The sequence below is a fragment of the Streptomyces sp. NPDC050422 genome, from assembly GCF_044458665.1.
Classification (GTDB): Bacteria; Actinomycetota; Actinomycetes; order Streptomycetales; family Streptomycetaceae; genus Streptomyces.
The window spans coordinates 56,549-72,931 of the sequence record NZ_JBITIE010000019.1; the positions used below are offsets into that span (position 1 = coordinate 56,549).

A 16,383-nucleotide genomic window follows, 5' to 3' on the forward strand; every position below is an offset into this window, starting at 1 on the left:
GGGAAACGCTGTTCCGCCAGAGGAACCGGGCAGGCAGAATGAGGGACATGGAAAGCAGAGCAGCCGAGGCGGCTCCGTCCGCCGTCGGCATCGTCGAAGTCGCCCCGCGTGACGGGCTGCAGAACGAGTCCGAGATCCTGACGCCCGCCGAGCGGGCCGAACTGATCGCCCGAGCCGTCGCCGCAGGCGCGCGGCGGGTGGAGGCGGTGGCGTTCGTCCACCCCGGCCGGGTGCCGCAGATGGCGGGAGCCGAAGAGGTGATGGCGCTCGTGCCCCGCACCGAGGGGGTGAGCTACTCCGGACTGGTGCTCAACCTCCGCGGCCTGGAACGCGCGCTGGGCAGTGGCGTGGACGAGGTCAACTGCGTCGTGGTGGCGAGCGACACCTTCTGCCGCCGCAACCAGGGAGTGGGCACGGAAGACGCCTTCGCGGCCTGGGAGGCCGTTGCCGCACGCGCCCACGCGGCCGGTGTGGCCCCCTCGCTCACCATCGCCGCTGCCTTCGGCTGCCCCTTCGAGGGCGAGACGCCCGAGGAACGCGTGGTGGAACTGGCCCGGCGGGGCGCGCTGACCGGCGCGGCGGAGGTGGTGCTCGCCGACACCATCGGCGTCGCGGCCCCGGACGCCGTGACCCGGCTGCTGCACGGGGCGGCCGAAGTCGCTCCGGGCACCACGCTGCGCTGCCACTTCCACAACACCCGGAACACGGGCTACGCCAACGCCGTGGCCGCGTTGCACGCCGGCGCGAGCTGGCTGGACGCGTCGCTCGGCGGCATCGGCGGCTGCCCGTTCGCCCCCGCTGCCACCGGGAACATCGCCACCGAGGACCTCGTCTACCTGATGGAGCGGATGCGGGTGAGCACCGGCATCGACCTCGAGGCCGCCGCGGACATCGGCCGCGGTCTCGGCGCCCGCCTCGGCAGTCAGGTGCCCGCTCTGCTCGGCCGCGCCGGCGGCTTCCCGCCCGGCGCCACCGCGGCGGCCAAGTGAGCCGTGCCGTCCCCGGAATCCGCCGTGTCCGCCACCGATCCACTTACATCACGAGGAAGTTGAGGGACCGTCATGGGAGCGCACCCGCACGGCTGGTGGGTCCTGCTGCACATCGTGCTGTTCGTGTTCTGGCTCGGAGGAGATCTCGGTGTCTACGTCTCCAGCCGCTATGTGCTCGCGCGTGACCTGAGCTTCGAGGCCCGGTCGACAGCCCTGCGCATCATGGGTGTGCTCGATATGGGACCGAAGATCTGCCTGGTCCTGTTCCTGCCCAGCGGGGTGACGCTGATGGCGCTCGACCCGCATGGCGCCTCCCTGCTGAACGCCTGGACCGCCACGGCCGCCTGGGGCGCCGCCGCGTGCTGGCTGTGGCTGACGGTGGTCGACCACCACCACCCCGGCCGGTATCCGCTGGTGCGACGGGTCGACTGGACCGTACGCATCGGGCTGACGGCGGTCCTGCTCGGGGTGGGCGGGTACACGCTCTTCGCCGCCGAGCCGTTCGGTGTCACGACCAGCCCGCACTGGCTGGGCGCCAAGGTGATGCTCTACGCGACGGCCATCGCCTGCGGTCTCGGTATCCGGCTCACCCTGCGTCCCTTCGGGGCGGCCTTCGCCGCTCTGGCCCGGGACGGGTCCACGCCCGGGACGGAGAACGTCCTGCGCCGCGCGGTCAACGGCTGCGTGCCGTACGTCGCGGGAATCTGGGGCTCTGTGCTCGTGGCGGCGGCGCTGGGCGTGTTCAAACCGGGCGCGTCCCTGTGACCGTCCGGGAGACGGGGGGCCGGCCGGCCCGCTACGGGGCCGGCCGGGTCGTCAACTGGTGCCGGGGCGGTGGCCGAACTCGCCGGAGATCCGTTCCGCGGCGGCCACCAGCAGCGGAACGCATTCGGCCATGCGGGGCTTGAAGCGCGACTGTGGTCCCGCCACGCTCAGCGCGGCCACCACGTGTCCGTCGTGTCCGAGCACCGGCGCCGCGGCCGAGACGGACCCGCCCTCGCGTTCGCCCGCCGATGTGGCGTAACCGCGGCGGCGGATGGCGGTGAGCTCCTTGCGGAGCTTCGCCGGGTCCGTGACGGTCCGGTCGGTGAACGGCTCCAGCTCGTGCCGGCTCAGGTACTCCTCGATCTCGTGCTCCGGCATGAAGGCGAGCACCACCTTCGAGGAGCTTCCCGCGTGCAGCGGGTAGGGGATGCCGATGGCGACCTCGATGCGCAACTCCTGCTGCGGCACCACCTGGTCGACGTAGAGACGGGTGTCCCCGCGCCGGATGGAGAGCGTCGCCGTCTCACCGCACTGTGCGGCCAGCCGCCGCAGCTCCGGGGCCGCCATGGTGCGCAGGTCGGTCCGGGCCAGGTAGGCGCGGCCCAGCGAGATGGCCGCCGGGCCGAGGGCGTAGCGGCGGGTCACCGGATCCGCCAGAACCAGGTCGCGGTTGCGCAGGGCGGTGAGGATGCGGTGCACCACCGCCTTGGTGATGTGGAGCTCCTGCGCGATCTCGGTGACACCGAGGTCCGCCCGGCCGCTGCGGCCGAAGAGCAGGAGTACATCCATGGCCCGCTCGACGGCGGCGATCGACCTGCTGCTGTTCTCCTCGCTCACGGATTTCCTTCTGCGGTGCCGGGCCGTTGGGGGGCCGGTCGGGCGTCTTTCGCCGACCGCCGCCCAGCATAGGGCCGGGATTTCCCCAAGGGAAACGCGATCGCCGAGCTGTCACCGTTCGGCATTGACACCGAATGAAGCCCGTCGTTACGCTCATCGTGACACCGTTCCGCTAGAGGAAACGACATGAAACCCGCTCGGTATGCCACACCCCAACGAACACACCGCCGGGAGGCGCCATGCGAGCCGCCGTCGACGAGTCCACTTTCCGGCAGACGCTGGCACGCTGGCCCAGTGGCGTCGCGATTGTCACGACCGAAGGGGTCCTCGGCCGTCACGGCATGACGGCCAGTTCCTTCTGCAGCCTGAGCCTCGACCCGCCCCTCGTCCTGGTGTGCATGGACCGCAGGATCCGCTCCCACCAACTGATCGAGAAGCACGGCGTGTTCGCGGTCAGTGTGCTGGGACGTGACCACATCGGCCTCGGCCGGCGGTTCGCCGGCATGGAGCCCGGGGTCAAGGACCGCTTCGAGGACGCCGGATGGGAGACCCGGGTCACGGGCAGTCCGGTCCTGACCGATGCCGCCGCCTGGGTCGACTGCAAGGTCCGGCACGCCTACCCGGGCGGCGACCACACCATCTTCGTGGGCGAGGTGGTCGACGCCCGCGTGCCCCGGCTGGTCTCGCCGCTCCTCTTCCACTCCCGCGCCTGGGGCCAGATCGCCGACCCGCTGCCGGACGCGGTCACGGTCGCCGACGTGGGGTCGGCCGTGCAGCTCGCGCTGCGTGCCGCCCCCCGCCGGCCCACCGCCCGCCTGCTCGACGCGCTCTCCCGCGCCGGGGTGCGGGTCAGGCTGCCGGCCGGCCAGGTCGCCGGTGCCGGAGCCGCCGAGGACCGCATCCCGCCGGTGTCGGTCCTGGTGCCCGGACCCGAGGAGGCCGCAGCGGCGGCTGCCTCGGGAGCCGCCGCCGTCGAGTTCACCGTGGCCGACCGCCCCGGAGGGCCGGGTGTTTCCCTCTCGGATGTGCCCGCCCTGCTGTCCGCGCTCGCCGGATCCGCCACCGTCGTCGGCCGTATTCCCGACGCACTGGGCCCCTCGCGCGCACCTCGTGTGCTGGACCTCGTGGCAGCGCTGCGCGCGGCCGGCTGTGACGAGATCGCTCTGGAGGAGGCCGAGGACACCGGTGGCGAGGCCTCGCCCGACCAGAGCTCGCCGTTGCACCTGAGACTGCTGCTCCAGGACGCCGTCCAACTGGCCGGCGCGATCCCGCTGCGGCTGTGTCTGCGTGACGACCACGGTCTCGGACTGGTCAACGCGCTCACCGCGATGAAGAGCGGCGTCCGCCACTTCGACACCGCTCTCGCGGGCTGCGACGGAACGCTGGACACCGAACGGCTCCTGCTGCTCTGCTCCCGCATGGGCGTAGGGGTGCCGGTCGAGTCCGGCCCCCTCGCCGAGTGCCGGACCGAGCTGAACCGCCTCGTGCGGCGCGGCCGGCCCCGCCGCCCCGCCTGACCGGGGCGCCTTGCCGGTTGGCCCGACGCGGACCGGGACCCATCCGGCCCGTCTCTAGGGCGTGTTTCGAAAGTCCCGCCGGACGCGCACCACCGCATCACCGCGGACCGCACACTGCATCACCGCGGACCTCACACTGCATCACCGCGGACCGCACACTGCATCACCGCGGACCGCACACTGCACCACCGCGGACCGTGCATGGCGCACCGTTCCACCCCGCCCCCTCCCTCCCTCCCGCCCACCCATCCCGCCGAGGAGCCGACGCATGACAGCACCACGTCTGACAGGCGAGCGTCTTATCGATGTCATGACCGCCGAGGAACAGGACCGTGCCCGACGGGTCGAGTCCGTACTGCCTGCCCTGCGCGAGGCCGCCGCCGGGGCCGACGCCGCCGGTGAGTTCCCGCGCGGCCATGTCGCCCTGCTGAGGGAGGCGGGGCTGCTGGGTCTGGTCGTCCCCGAGGAGTACGGCGGCCTGGGCGGCGGACTGCGCGACCTCGCTGCCGCGACCTTCGCCATGGGGACCGCGTGCCCGTCCACCGCCCTGGCCTTCTTCTTCCACAACACCAGCGCCTCGCGCGGGCTGCTGCCCCTGGAGGCGATCCGCGCGGGCCTGTTCGAGGACAGCGAGATCCCCGAGGTCACCGCCTTCGCCGAGCGGGTGCTGAAGGCGATGGCCGGCGGACAGTGGATGGGCAACTTCGCCAGCGAGTCCGTCAAGAGCTCCGGCGCCAACATCTCCATCGCCACCACCGCCCGCCGCACCGAGGGCGGCTGGCGGCTCGACGGCGAGAAGTCCTTCGGCTGCGCCACCGGCGTCGCCGACGTCTACCTCGTCACCGCCCGCCTGGACGGCGTCGAGGGTACGGACGGCCTCGCCCTGTTCCTCGTACAGCGCGAGGCACCGGGCGTGTCGTCCCGTGAGCCGTGGAACGGCATCGGTATGCGCGGCAGCGCCAACCACGGCATCCGCCTCGACGGCGTCACCGTGCCGGACGACGACGCGCTCGTCGTCCCCGGCGCCTTCACCCGGATGCTCCAGGTCAGCCGGGGCAGCTTCGTCGGCAACCAACTCGCCATCGCCGCGGTGTACACGGGTGCCGCCCAGGCCGTCTACGACTACACACTGGACCGCCTGACCACCAAGACGTTCGCCGACACCGGACGCCCCATCGCCGCCAGCCCCATGCACCAGGTGCTCATCGGTGACATGACCCAGCGCCTGGAGACCGCCTACCTGTGGCTGGGCCGCCAGCTCGAACTGGAGACATCCGAGCCACCGTTGCGGCCCAAGCCGGAGGTCTTCCGGCAATGGCGGCTGGGCAAGGGCTCCGTCACCGAGGCGTGCTTCGACGTCGCGCTCGGCGCGCTCAAGGCGTGCGGTACGTCCGGTGCCACCCTCGACGGGATCATCGGCCGCACCCTGCGCGACCTCGCCATGGGACTGGTGATGACGTTCCCCGCGGAGCGCGGACGCCTGGAGGTCGCCAAGATGGCCTCCGAGGACCGGGCCACCGCGCTCTTCGCGACAGTGGAGAGCGGTCGATGACCACGCCCTTCCTCCCCGAGCCGGTCGCCGACCTCGTCGACGGGCGGCCGGGGGTCTGCCGCCCGCTCCCCGGCGGCTTGTTCCGGCAGAACCCCGTCACCGGTGAGAACCTCGACCCCGTGCGGGCCAGCACCGACGCACGGGTGGAGAGCGCGCTGGACGCCGCGGACCGGGTGCACCGATCCGGCACCTGGGCCACGCTGCCGGGCGCCGCACGGGCCGACGCCCTCGACGCCGCCGCAGGTGCGGTGGAGGCGCGGGCCGCCGGCATCACCCTGGCCGAGACCTTCGGCAGCGGGGTGCCGCACGCGCAGACCGCGGTCCTCGGCGTCATCCTCGGCGGCGCCTTCCGGCTGGCCGCCGCCCGGCTGCGGGACTCGGTGCTCGTCACCACGGCCACCCGTCCCGACGGGCGCCGCGTCACCGTACGGCGGGAGGCCCTCGGCCCCGCCCTGTGTGTCGTCCCCTACAACGCACCGGCCCCGATGGCCGCCCACAAGGCGGCCTCCGCCCTGGCGGCCGGTTGCCCGGTGCTGGTGAAGGCGCCCGAACTCAACCCGTACGGAACGCAGTTGATGGTGGAGGTCGCCGCCGCCGGGCTCACCGCGGCCGGTGCGCCGCCCGCCCTGCTCCAGCTCCTGCACGGAGACGCCGCGACCGGCGCCCGACTGGTCGCCGACGACCGGGTGCGCGCGGTCTCCTTCACCGGCGGCACCGCGGCCGGACGCGAGGTCGGCGCCGCCTGCGGGCGCGCCCTGAAGCCGGCTCAGCTCGAACTGGGCGGAAACAACGCCTTGGTGGTCATGGAGGACGCCGACACCGCCACCCTGGCCCGGATCGCCGCCGAACTGCTCACCACCCTCAACGGCCAGTGGTGCCGGGCCCTGGGACGACTCGTCGTGCCGGCCGCCCGCCAGGGCGAGCTGGTGGAGGCCATCGGCGAGGTCCTGGCCTCCCTGCGGACCGGCGACCCACTCGACCCCGCCACCGGATACGGGCCGCTCGCGCACTCCCGGCACCGGGATTCAGCCCGCACCTCCATTGCGGCCCTCACCCGTCTCGGTGCGAAGGAGCACACCTTCACCCCGGTCCCCGGCCGAGGCAACTGGCTGGCCCCGGTGCTGCTCACGGGCGTCCCCGAGGAGCACGCCAGGGAGGAGATCTTCGGCCCGGTGGCAACCGTGCACCCCTACGACACCCTCGACGAGGCCGTCGCGCTGGCGAACTCCACCGGTTACGGACTGGAGGCATACGTGACGGGACAGGACGAGGAGGCCGCCCTCGCCGTGGCCGCCCGGATCCGGGCGGGTGAGGTCAAGGTCAACGGCTCCTCGGTGCTCAGCCTCCACATGGACACCCCGCGCCCCGCCTGGGGCCTGTCAGGTCTGGTCGACGAGGGCACCGACGAGACTCTGCTGCACTTCACCGGCAGCCGGGTCACCGGCGTCGAAGGCGGCTTCGCCCTGCACACCGCGCCCGCGCCCGCACCCGCACCAGCACCTGCGCCCGCACCCGCACCAGCACCAGCACCTGCGCCCGGCGGAGGCACACGATGAGCACCCCCACCGGTCGTACGGCCCCCCGGGATCCCGCCGGCCCAAGCGCCCCCCGCGACCTCGCCCGGCGGGCCGCCCCCGGTGGCCCGGCCGTCCGCACTCCGGTGCTCGTGGCGGGCGCCGGCCCCGTCGGTCTCACCGCCGCGCTCGTACTGGCCCGTGCGGGTGTGCCCGTCACCGTCCTGGAGGCGGGGGACGCGCTCGCCGCAGAGTCCAGGGCCTCCACCTTCCACCCACCGACCCTGGAGATGCTGGACGGCCTCGGCGTGGCCGACGCCCTCGTCGCCCGGGGCCTGATCGCCCGTACGTTCCAGTACCGGGACCGTCGCACCGGGCCGGTCGCCGAACTCGACCTCGCCGTCCTGAGCGGGGACACCCCGTACCCCTACCGGGTGCAGTGCGAACAGAACAAACTGACACCCCTGCTGGCAGACGCACTCGCTGAACTCCCAGGAGCCGAACTGCGCTTCGGATGCAAGGTCGCCGACGTCCGTCAGGACGAGAGTTCGGTGACCGCAGTCCTCAACGACGGGCGCACCGTACGCGGAAGCCATCTCCTGGCCGCCGACGGCGCCCACTCCGCTGTACGGCACTCCCTGGGCGTCGGCTTCGAGGGCATGACGTACCCCGAACGCTTCCTCGTCGCCTCCCTGGACGAGGACCTCACCACCGAACTGCCCGGACTGGCGCCCATCGCCTATGTGCTGGACCCCGACGAGTGGCTGGTACTGCTGCGTACCCCGGACCACTGGCGGATCCTCCTCCCCACCCCGGACGGAACCTCGGACGAGGACGAACTCGCCGGACTGGAAGAGCGGTTGGCCCGGCTGCGGGCCGACATGGGCGCGGAACGTCCCTGGCGGGTCGCGCACGCCAGCCTCTACCGGGTGCACCAGCGGGTCGCCGCCGGCTTCCGGCAGGGCCGCGTCCTGCTGTGCGGTGACGCCGCGCACGTGAACAATCCGCTCGGCGGCATGGGCATGAACAGCGGCATCCACGACGCGGTCCTCCTCGCCACCCCGCTGGCGGCCCTCGTCCACGGCGAGCCCGGCGCGGACGCCGCGCTCGACGCGGCCGCCGAAGCCCGCCGTTCCTGCGCCCTCACTTACGTCGGCGCGCAGACCCACCGCAACTGGGAACGGCTACGGGTCCGTGACCCCGAGGCCCGGGCGGAGCTGCTCGCCGAGTTGCGCGCCACGGCCGCCGACCCCGCCCGTGCGCGCGGCGCCTTGCTGCGCAGCTCGATGATCGCCTCGCTGCGGCCCGTCTCCTGAGCGGTGCGCGGCGCCCGCCCGAGGAGAGGCCATGACTGACCACGAACTGATCGATCGTCACAACCCGTCCCGCGCAGTCGAACTGGTCGGCTCGGTGGCTGTCGCACGGGACGGCGACGTCCGGCGGGCGGTGGCTGCGGCCGGCTCTGCCGCCCGGGCCTGGGCGGCAGAGCCCCCGGGCCCGCGCGCCGAGGCGCTGCGCGGCGCCGCTGCAGAACTGGAGCGCGGAACCTCCGACGCGGCCGTCCTGCTGGCCCGTGAGTCCGGCAAGCCGCTTGCCGACTGCCGCGGCGAACTGGCGTTCTCCGCGGCCGTACTGCGCTGGTACGCGGACGCCGCCCCGTCCCTGCTCGCCGACCACGAGGTGGACGACGGGCAGGGACGCCTGGTGGTGCGCAGGCGCCCTTACGGCCCGGTGGTGGCGCTCACCCCGTGGAACGCGCCGGTGGTGCTCACCGTCCTCAAACTCGCCCCCGCCCTGGCGGCGGGCAACGCCCTGCTGGTCAAACCCTCCCCGCTGGCCCCGCTCGCCCTGGACGGCCTGCTGCGGAACATGGCCGGCTGCTTCCCGCCGGGTCTGCTGCACACCCTGCACGGCCACGAGGCGACCGCCGCGGCCCTGGTGGGCCATCCCGGCGTATTCAAGGTGGCGTTCACCGGCGGCGAGCGTGCGGGCCGCGCGGTCGGCGCGCTCGCCGCGGCGGCGCTCACCCCGACGACGATGGAACTGGGCGGCAACGATCCCGCGATCCTGCTGGACGACGCGGCGCTCACCGACGAGGCCATGGACCGGCTGGTCATGGCCTGCCTGGCCACCGCGGGCCAGGTGTGCATGGCGGTGAAACGCGTGTACGTGCCCCGGCGCGCCCACGACCGCTTCACGGCCGCCTTCACCGCGGCTGCCGACCGGGTCGTCCGGCTCGGCGACGCGCTGCACCCCGGGGTGACGGTGGGCCCGGTCGTCAACGCGGCGGCTGCCGCACGGCTCACCGCGCTCACCGACGACGCGCTGCGGCGCGGCGCCCGTGCCACACCCCTCGGCACGGTCTGCCCCGACACCGATGTGTCGGCCGGCCACTTCGTCGCCCCGCTCCTGCTCACCGGCCTCGGCGACGACGTCCCGGTGGTCTGTGAGGAGCAGTTCGGCCCCCTGGTCCCGGTGCTGCCCTACGACCGTGAGGATGAGGTGGCCGACCGGGCCAACGCCGGCGAACTGGGGCTGGGTGCCTCGGTGTGGAGCGCCGACGAGGACCGTGCGTTCGCGTTCGCCGCCCGGCTGGACGCCGGCTTCTGCTTCGTCAACACCCACAACCGCACCGGCATGTCCCTGCGCGCCCCCTTCGGTGGCGTCAAGCGCAGCGGTCACGGCCGCGAGTACGGCGCGGAGGGGCTCGCGGAATACACGCAGCCGTGCGTGGTGCACGCCCCCGCGGCCTTCCGGCCGGGCGGCGGCGGTATGGCGCCGGGCGCCTACCCGGTGCCGGGGTGAGCGTGCCCATCGGAGGGCGGGTACCCGGTGCCGGGACGGGGACCCGTCCCGGCACCGGGGGAGCGGATCAGTGCGCGCCGGTGACCGTCACGCCCGGGTCCGCGGCGTCGCCGGTGTTCCACACGTAGTCGGCCGCGCCCGCGTCACCGAGCTGGGCCCGCAGGAACCGGCCTGCCCAGCGTGCGGCGACCTCGATGCTCTGGCTCTGCGTCAGGGACTGCGGGGAGGTCTCGCTCTCCGCGGGCGAGGGGCTCTGGACATCCGTGATGCCGTAGTGGTTGACGCCGCCCACCCGCACGATCTGCTTGGGCGTGTTCTTCAGGTGGGTGTACGTCTGCTCGGCGTCGGACGGGGGCGCGATGCCATCGGCCGTGCCCTGCACCAGCTGCACCGGGATCTTGTTGTTGATGTTGGCGAAGATGCCGAGGAAGGCGTTGTTGGTGCCGTAGAAGGACGCGGCCTTGACCTGGCTCGGCAGGCTGAAGCTCAGCGCGGGACAGAAGACCGCGCTGCACGAGTTCTCGGCGGCGGCGAGCCCGGCGGCCCCGCCGAAGGAGTGCCCCAGCAGCACCATCTTTCCGCTGTCGATCCGCTTGTACAGCGGTGAGGACTCGTCGTACTTCGTGTCCTTCATCCAGTCGACCGTCCGCGTGACCTGGTGCTCGGCCGCGTAGCGCTCCCACTCGACAATCATCAGACGGTAGTGGTTGGGCACGACGACGACGAAGCCCTGCCGGGCGATCGCGGTGGCGTACTGGGCGTACTGGGCGCGGTCCACCTTCGCACCCTGGAGCAGCAGGGCCACCGGCAGGTCGGTTCCGCCGGAGGGGTAGTACACGTCGGCGTCGTCACCGCCGTAGGTGGTCTGGTACATGGCGACCGTGGGCGTCGCCGACACCTGCGCGGGTGCCGCCGACGCGGGCACGGGCGCCGCGAACAGGGCGGCGATCAGGGCCAGCGGCGCGATCAGGAGACGTGCTCTTCGGTTTCTCACGGACTCTCCGATGAGGGGAGGGGAAACTCGGGGTGTTCCTTGTCGGGAAACAGAGTTCCACTCAGGGGGACAACTGCGCCAGGGGTCGGCCCGTACGCGGTGAAAATTCCGGGTTGCCTCACGTCACGAACGGCACACAGGGCACATTGTGGGGCGCATCCGGGGGCCTGCTCTTGACAGCGGCGCGCGTCTTCGCTGTCATCTCCCTCACCACGGGAGTGGAACAGCGTTTCTACAATGGAAACGCCCGCCCCGTACTCGGAGGCCTCCATGCGTGTGCTTTCCCGCCTGAGAATCCTCGTGCCGGCCATCGCTGTGGCGTTGTCGGCCCTTGCTGTACCGGCGTCCGCGCAGGCGGACACGGCGTCGACCGGCGTCACTTCGGCGTCGACCGACGTCGACGTGTCCTGTGCCGCCTTCACCTACCACCCGGACGCCGACTGGTACTTCCCGTCCGGTACGGCCAAGGGCCTGATCTGGCTCCAGCACGGATTCGTACGGTCCGGCGCCAACATGGCGGACCTCGCCAACCACTACGCCGCCGCCGGCTACGTGGTGTTCGTCCCGACCCTGCCCAGCGCGGACATCTTCGGCTGTACGCTGCAGAACATCGGCAACAACAAGCCGTTCCTGAACAACGTGGCGACCTTGTTCAGCGGGGCGGACGGCTCGGCCAGCGCACTCGCGGCCAGTTACCAGCGTGCCGCGGCGAAGGCCGGGCGCACCGGCACCTCGCTGCCCACCTCGGTGCTGTTCTCCGGGCACTCCGCCGGAGGCGAGGCCGTCGAGTACGTCGCCGAGCGGCTGCGCGTCACCTCGCCGGCCGCGTTCGCCCGCCTCAAGGGCCTCGTACTGCTCGATCCCGTGACGTCCGTCATCGGCAAGAACAGTGCGGACTCGCTAGCCGGCCTGTCGGCGACCTCGCTCCCCGTGCGCGTCATCGCCTCGCCGCCCTACCTGTGCAACAGCAGCGCCTCCGGCACCACCGTGCTCCAGGACGCCTACCCCGACGCGCCGTTCCTCGGCGTGGAGCTGACCACGGGATCACACGTGGACTCCGAGGGCGCGAGCAGTGACGGGGCCGCATCGCTGGCCTGTGGCACCTCGCAGGCCAAGAACATCACCGCTCTGCAGACCCTGGCCGTCGGCTGGGCGTCGGACGCCCTGTCGGGCACGACGACCGCGACCTACTACCCCGGCGGTTCCTACTACCAGTCACTCATCACGGCCGGCACCACCGAGACCCTTGCGGGCAACGGCAGCTGACGGCCCGGGTGCCGCGAGCCCGGCTCGCGGCACCTTCGAACCGTTCGCGTGCGCGGGGGTCAGCCCGCGTCGGACCCGGCATGGTCGACCACGGCCCGGTCGGCGAGGCGCGGACGCAGCCACGAGGCGAGTTCCAGATGGCGCGGATGGTTCTGGTACGCGCTCAGCCCGGCCTCGTCGTCGTGCCGGGTGATCATGCACAGATGGAACGACACCGGTGAGCCGACGGTGTCGAGGCCGAGTTCGATCGACCGTATCTCCGGTACGAGGGGCGCGAGTTCGGCCAGCCGGCGACGCGCCTCGGGTGCGTCGCCGGGGTCGGTGAACCGCATAAGAACGACATGGGTGAGCACGGCAGCCTCCGGGATATGACGGTGAAATTCCCTCTGTCGCAAGGGCGGCTGCGAGTGTATGTTTGGGAAACGCTGTTCCGCTAGAGGAACCACAGGAGGATGCCATGGCCCGCGTCGCCGGCTCCGTACGGGTGGCTGCGGCCCAGTTCGCCGTAGGGGAGGACAAGGAGTCGAACCTCGCGGCCGTGCTGCGCGCCGTCGATGAGGCGGCGTCCCGCGGCGCCGCGCTCGTCGTGCTTCCCGAGTTCTGCAACCACCTCTCCTGGTACCGCGACCGCGCCCACGCGCTGCGCGAGGCGTGCCGGCCCGAAGACCCCTTCCTCACGGCGGTCGCGCAAGCCGCCGCCCGCCACAAACTGTTGGTCAAGCTGCACGTCACCCTCGCCACCAAGGGCTTCGCGCCGGACCGCGACGACGGCATGCGGATCACCGCCGCGAGCCTTCTCTTCGGTCCGGACGGCACACTGCTGGGCCGCGCCGACAAGCAGACGCTCATGGGCAGCGAGAACGACCACCTCGACCCGGCCGACACCGAGGGACCGGTGATCGACACGCCGCTCGGCCGGTTCGGCCTGTACTCCTGCATGGAAGGAGTCGTCAACGAGGTCTGCCGCGGTCTGGCCCTGCGCGGCGCCCAGGTACTGCTCAACAGCCTCAACTCCTTCGCGCTCGACGAGGCGTCTCTTCACATACCCGTACGCGCCGCCGAGAACAAGGTCTGGGTGGTGGCCGCCAACAAGATCGGCCCCCTCATCCCCGACGACCATCTCGCCGCCGTCAGTGCGGGACTGGGAGTGCCGCCCGAGGCGCTGCACGGAGCGGGCGAGAGCCAGATCGTCCGCCCCGACGGAACCGTGGTGGCCCGGGCCCCCCGGACCCGCGAGGCGGTCGTGGTCGCCGACATCGAGCCGGCCGCCGCCGACGACAAGCGGCGCCCCGACGGCACCGACCTCTTCGCGGCCCGCCGGCCCTGGCTCTACGGCCCGATCGCGAGCGAGCCGCGCCCGTCGTCGCCCTTCCCCGCGGAGCGCGCCGCGAGCGTCACCGCCGCGGTGCTGCGCCCGGCCGGACAGGGCCAGGCCGCGCTCCGCGAAGCGGTCGCGCTCGTCAGCCGGGCCGCCGGCACCGGCGCGCGGGTGATCGTGCTGCCGGAACTGTTCCTCTGGCCCGACGGCGTCGTTCCCGACGACGACCCCGATCCGTCATCCCTCACGACCGCCGCCGTGGATGCCCTGGCCGGGGCGCTGCGGGGGACGGACGCCCTGCTCGCCTGCACCTTTCCCGAGGCCGGCGTGCACACCGGGCTCCTGCTGGGCGCGGGCGGCCCGGTGCTGCGCGTGCCGCAGCTGCACCCCTGCGCCCGGCACTCCGGCTGGGCGGTCGAGAAGCCGGCCCCGCCGTCGACCCACGACGCCCCGTGGGGCCGAGTCGCCCTGGTCGTCGGGGACGACGCGCTCCACCCGGAGACCTTCCGGCTGGCCGCCCTCGCAGGGGCGGACACCGCGGCCGTCTGCCACACGGGCGCCGAGCCCTGGGAGCACACCCTCGGCCTGCCCGAGCGCTCCGCCGAGAACCGGATCAACGTGGTCGCGGCCGGTCACGGCCAAGGGGCGATCCACGCGCTTCCCGTGAACTTCGGGCTCTGGCAGAGCCGCGACGGCGGCTTCACCGGCCGGATCAGCCACCCGCTGACCACACCCGCGTCCGGTCCGCTCACCCTTTCCGCCGTCCATCCCGCCCAGGCGGTCCGACGCCTGGTCTCCCGCCGCACCGACCTCGTCGACGGCAGGCCCTGGCGGCTGGCCGGCGCGCTGACCGCCCCGGAGCCCCGGCCCCGTACCAGCTGATCTCCACCCCGTCCGCGCCCGTAACCCGTACGAACAGGCGGACGTCGGCGAGCGTCCGGCGTCCGCGGCGGGGGCCACCTCGCCCCTTCCTCCGCCCCAGTCACCCCCGAGGAGCGCCATGACCGAGACTCTCAAGGCTGTGCAGGACATGACGGACATGGCACCCGTCACCGACGTCACCGAGACCTTCCGCCAATGGCAGGAGCTGCTCGGCGAACTCAAGGCGAAGATCGACGCCCGTTTCGAGCTCACCCGCGACCCCGCCACCCTCGCCCTCGACTCCTACGGCAACCCGCCCGAGAGCCCCGGCGGTTCGCTGGCCGCCTACAGCGGGCCCGAGGTCGACTGGATGGTCCACTCCTGGCTCGGCAACCCCACCCAGGGCTTCGCCAACCTCCATCTGACGGTGTGGCTCGGACCGCACATCCGCGTACCCCACCTCGCCATCGCCCTGCTGTGCTGGCCCGGCGGCTGGTTCTACCTGGACTCCGTGCCCCGTACCCACCTCATCGCCGACGGCGAGGCGTACGACCGCTACTACGCGCCGCTGGAGGAGGAGTGGCTCGAAGTCCGCGACAGCCACCCGAAACTGGACTGGTTCACCAGCCGCGCCGCCTTCATCCGCGCGAGCCTCTCGCCGACCGCGTACTGCTACTCCATGCCCCGCGACGAAGAGCACATCGACCTCGTGCGCCGGCTCACCCACGCCCACGTGGACCGCTGGCTGGGCTGGGTCGACGCCGCCGAGACCGTTCCGGAGGAGGAGCGCGACGCGCTCGCCGCCGCCGACCTCGCGACCCGTCGCAACATCGCCGAACGCGACCCCGCCAACGTCATGGGCGTGCGCTACTTCGGCCAGGAGACGACGGACCGTCTGGTACGCGGCCTGTGGGGCGGCGACCGCGAACTGCCGAGAGCCCGGTGACCGCCCCCGCGCCGGACACGGCGGTCCGCTCGCTGTGGTGGGCGTGCCGGGTGCCCGGCCTGAAGGACCCCTTCGACACCGCCCACCTGCGCGTCTTCTACCCGGCCCGTCCCACCGGCTCGGACGCCGAACGGCTGACCGGTGAGCTGCCCGCCGACCCGGCCGACGCCCCCTACCCGGTCGTCCTGCTGCTGCCCGGCATCAACGTCGGCCAGGACGCCTACCGTTGGCTCGCCGTCGAACTCGCCCGCGCCGGTCTGGTCGCGGTCACCGCCGACCTCGTCGGCGAGCTGTTCGCAGGCAGCCACGGCCTCACACCCGCCGTGGACCTGGAGGCGGCCTCGCCCGCCGGCTGGGGCTCCCGCCCCACGAGTCCGCTCATCGGCGCGCTCGTCGGCGCGCTGGCGGAACTCGCCCGCCGTGCACCGCTGGAGGGCCTGCTGGACCTCGACCGGGTGGCACTCGGCGGCCACTCCGCGGGCGGCACCGTCGCCCTCCAGTCCGCCGCCCTGACATCGGGCGTCCGGGCGGTGTTCGCCTACGGCGCCCACACCCTCGTCGCCTCCATGCTCGGCTGGCCGGAGGGCACCGTCCTGCCGGTGGGACCGGGACCGCCTGTGCTCCTGCTCTCCGGCGAGCACGACGGCGTCATCGCGGCCAGCGCCGACCGCTACGCGGACGACGACGCCGCTCACGACCCGGTCCTGCGGACCTTCCGGGACGCGGTGCCCGACGCGGGCGGCGCCAGCGCGTGGGCCCGGCTCGCCGGCGCCGGCCACTTCACCGCCTGCCACCCGCACGACCCCACCACGGCCCGCGGCTTCCTGGAGGAGACCGGCGCCGGCCGGGACGCACCACGTCCCCTGCTCGGCCGGCTGGTCACCGAGTTCTGTGTGGCGAGGCTGCGCGACGACGCCGCCGCCGGACACCGCCTCGACGAGCTGCTCAGGCCGCCGCACCCCGGACTGCTCGCCGTTCACCGCCGCTGACCCGCACCACCTCGAACGACCCGAGGAGCG

General features: G+C 72.9%; 14 protein-coding genes. 11 read left to right on the top strand and 3 right to left on the bottom strand.

Features of this window, described 5'->3' with window-relative positions; genetic code table 11:
• The first annotated feature begins 47 nt into the window (after positions 1-47).
• Both ACIBJG_RS28245 and ACIBJG_RS28250 read left to right on the top strand, forming a co-directional pair.
• Positions 48-989 carry a hydroxymethylglutaryl-CoA lyase gene (locus ACIBJG_RS28245; protein ID WP_399311581.1) on the top strand — a complete coding sequence of 314 codons (942 nt, stop codon included), beginning with the start codon at positions 48-50 and terminating at the stop codon, positions 987-989.
• A gap of 72 nt (positions 990-1,061) precedes the next feature.
• Positions 1,062-1,754 (top strand): hypothetical protein, encoded by a 693-nt coding sequence (locus tag ACIBJG_RS28250; protein ID WP_399311583.1) that lies wholly within the window; start codon positions 1,062-1,064, stop codon positions 1,752-1,754.
• Between the two features lie 51 nt (positions 1,755-1,805).
• Here ACIBJG_RS28250 and ACIBJG_RS28255 read toward each other — a convergent pair whose 3' ends face one another.
• Positions 1,806-2,591: an IclR family transcriptional regulator gene (locus ACIBJG_RS28255; protein ID WP_399311584.1), complete on the bottom strand. Its 786-nt coding sequence runs from the start codon at positions 2,589-2,591 to the stop codon at positions 1,806-1,808.
• Positions 2,592-2,830: 239 nt separating this feature from the next.
• Between ACIBJG_RS28255 and ACIBJG_RS28260 the strand changes: the two genes are divergently transcribed.
• The 5 genes from ACIBJG_RS28260 to ACIBJG_RS28280 all read left to right on the top strand — a co-directional run bounded on the left by ACIBJG_RS28260 (position 2,831) and on the right by ACIBJG_RS28280 (position 9,979).
• Positions 2,831-4,108 carry a flavin reductase gene (locus tag ACIBJG_RS28260; protein ID WP_399311586.1) on the top strand — a complete coding sequence of 426 codons (1,278 nt, stop codon included), beginning with the start codon at positions 2,831-2,833 and terminating at the stop codon, positions 4,106-4,108.
• Between the two features lie 268 nt (positions 4,109-4,376).
• Positions 4,377-5,660 (top strand): acyl-CoA dehydrogenase family protein, encoded by a 1,284-nt coding sequence (locus tag ACIBJG_RS28265; protein WP_399311588.1) that lies wholly within the window; start codon positions 4,377-4,379, stop codon positions 5,658-5,660.
• Positions 5,657-7,216, top strand: coding sequence for an aldehyde dehydrogenase family protein (locus ACIBJG_RS28270; RefSeq protein WP_399311590.1), 1,560 nt, complete (start codon positions 5,657-5,659; stop codon positions 7,214-7,216). Before ACIBJG_RS28265 ends, ACIBJG_RS28270 begins: the two co-directional genes overlap by 4 nt.
• Entirely contained in the window at positions 7,213-8,490 is a 1,278-nt protein-coding gene (locus ACIBJG_RS28275; RefSeq protein WP_399311591.1) for an FAD-dependent oxidoreductase, read from the top strand. Before ACIBJG_RS28270 ends, ACIBJG_RS28275 begins: the two co-directional genes overlap by 4 nt.
• A gap of 31 nt (positions 8,491-8,521) precedes the next feature.
• A complete protein-coding gene (locus ACIBJG_RS28280; RefSeq protein WP_399311592.1) occupies positions 8,522-9,979 on the top strand; it encodes an aldehyde dehydrogenase family protein in 1,458 nt (485 codons plus the stop codon).
• 67 nt (positions 9,980-10,046) lie between these two features.
• Here the strand turns inward: ACIBJG_RS28280 and ACIBJG_RS28285 are convergent, their stop codons facing one another.
• The gene (locus ACIBJG_RS28285) at positions 10,047-10,973 is read right to left on the bottom strand and encodes an alpha/beta hydrolase family protein (RefSeq protein WP_399311593.1); all 927 of its coding nucleotides are present in this window, start codon (positions 10,971-10,973) and stop codon (positions 10,047-10,049) included.
• A gap of 270 nt (positions 10,974-11,243) precedes the next feature.
• On the opposite strand from ACIBJG_RS28285, the gene ACIBJG_RS28290 reads away from it, so the two are divergent.
• Positions 11,244-12,239, top strand: a complete 996-nt coding sequence (locus ACIBJG_RS28290) for a hypothetical protein (protein ID WP_399311595.1) — start codon at positions 11,244-11,246, stop codon at positions 12,237-12,239.
• Positions 12,240-12,298: 59 nt separating this feature from the next.
• Here ACIBJG_RS28290 and ACIBJG_RS28295 read toward each other — a convergent pair whose 3' ends face one another.
• On the bottom strand, positions 12,299-12,592 hold the full coding sequence (locus tag ACIBJG_RS28295; RefSeq protein ID WP_399066304.1) for a Dabb family protein: 294 nt from the start codon (positions 12,590-12,592) through the stop codon (positions 12,299-12,301).
• 104 nt (positions 12,593-12,696) lie between these two features.
• Here ACIBJG_RS28295 and ACIBJG_RS28300 point away from each other — a divergent pair, with 104 nt between their 5' ends.
• The 3 genes from ACIBJG_RS28300 (at position 12,697) to ACIBJG_RS28310 (ending at position 16,353) form a co-directional block, all read left to right on the top strand.
• Positions 12,697-14,439: a nitrilase-related carbon-nitrogen hydrolase gene (locus tag ACIBJG_RS28300; RefSeq protein WP_399311597.1), complete on the top strand. Its 1,743-nt coding sequence runs from the start codon at positions 12,697-12,699 to the stop codon at positions 14,437-14,439.
• Positions 14,440-14,557: 118 nt separating this feature from the next.
• Positions 14,558-15,364, top strand: coding sequence for a hypothetical protein (locus ACIBJG_RS28305; RefSeq protein ID WP_399311598.1), 807 nt, complete (start codon positions 14,558-14,560; stop codon positions 15,362-15,364).
• Entirely contained in the window at positions 15,361-16,353 is a 993-nt protein-coding gene (locus ACIBJG_RS28310) for a hypothetical protein (RefSeq protein WP_399311600.1), read from the top strand. The genes ACIBJG_RS28305 and ACIBJG_RS28310 overlap by 4 nt, the downstream gene beginning before the upstream one ends.
• Positions 16,354-16,383: the final 30 nt, after the last annotated feature.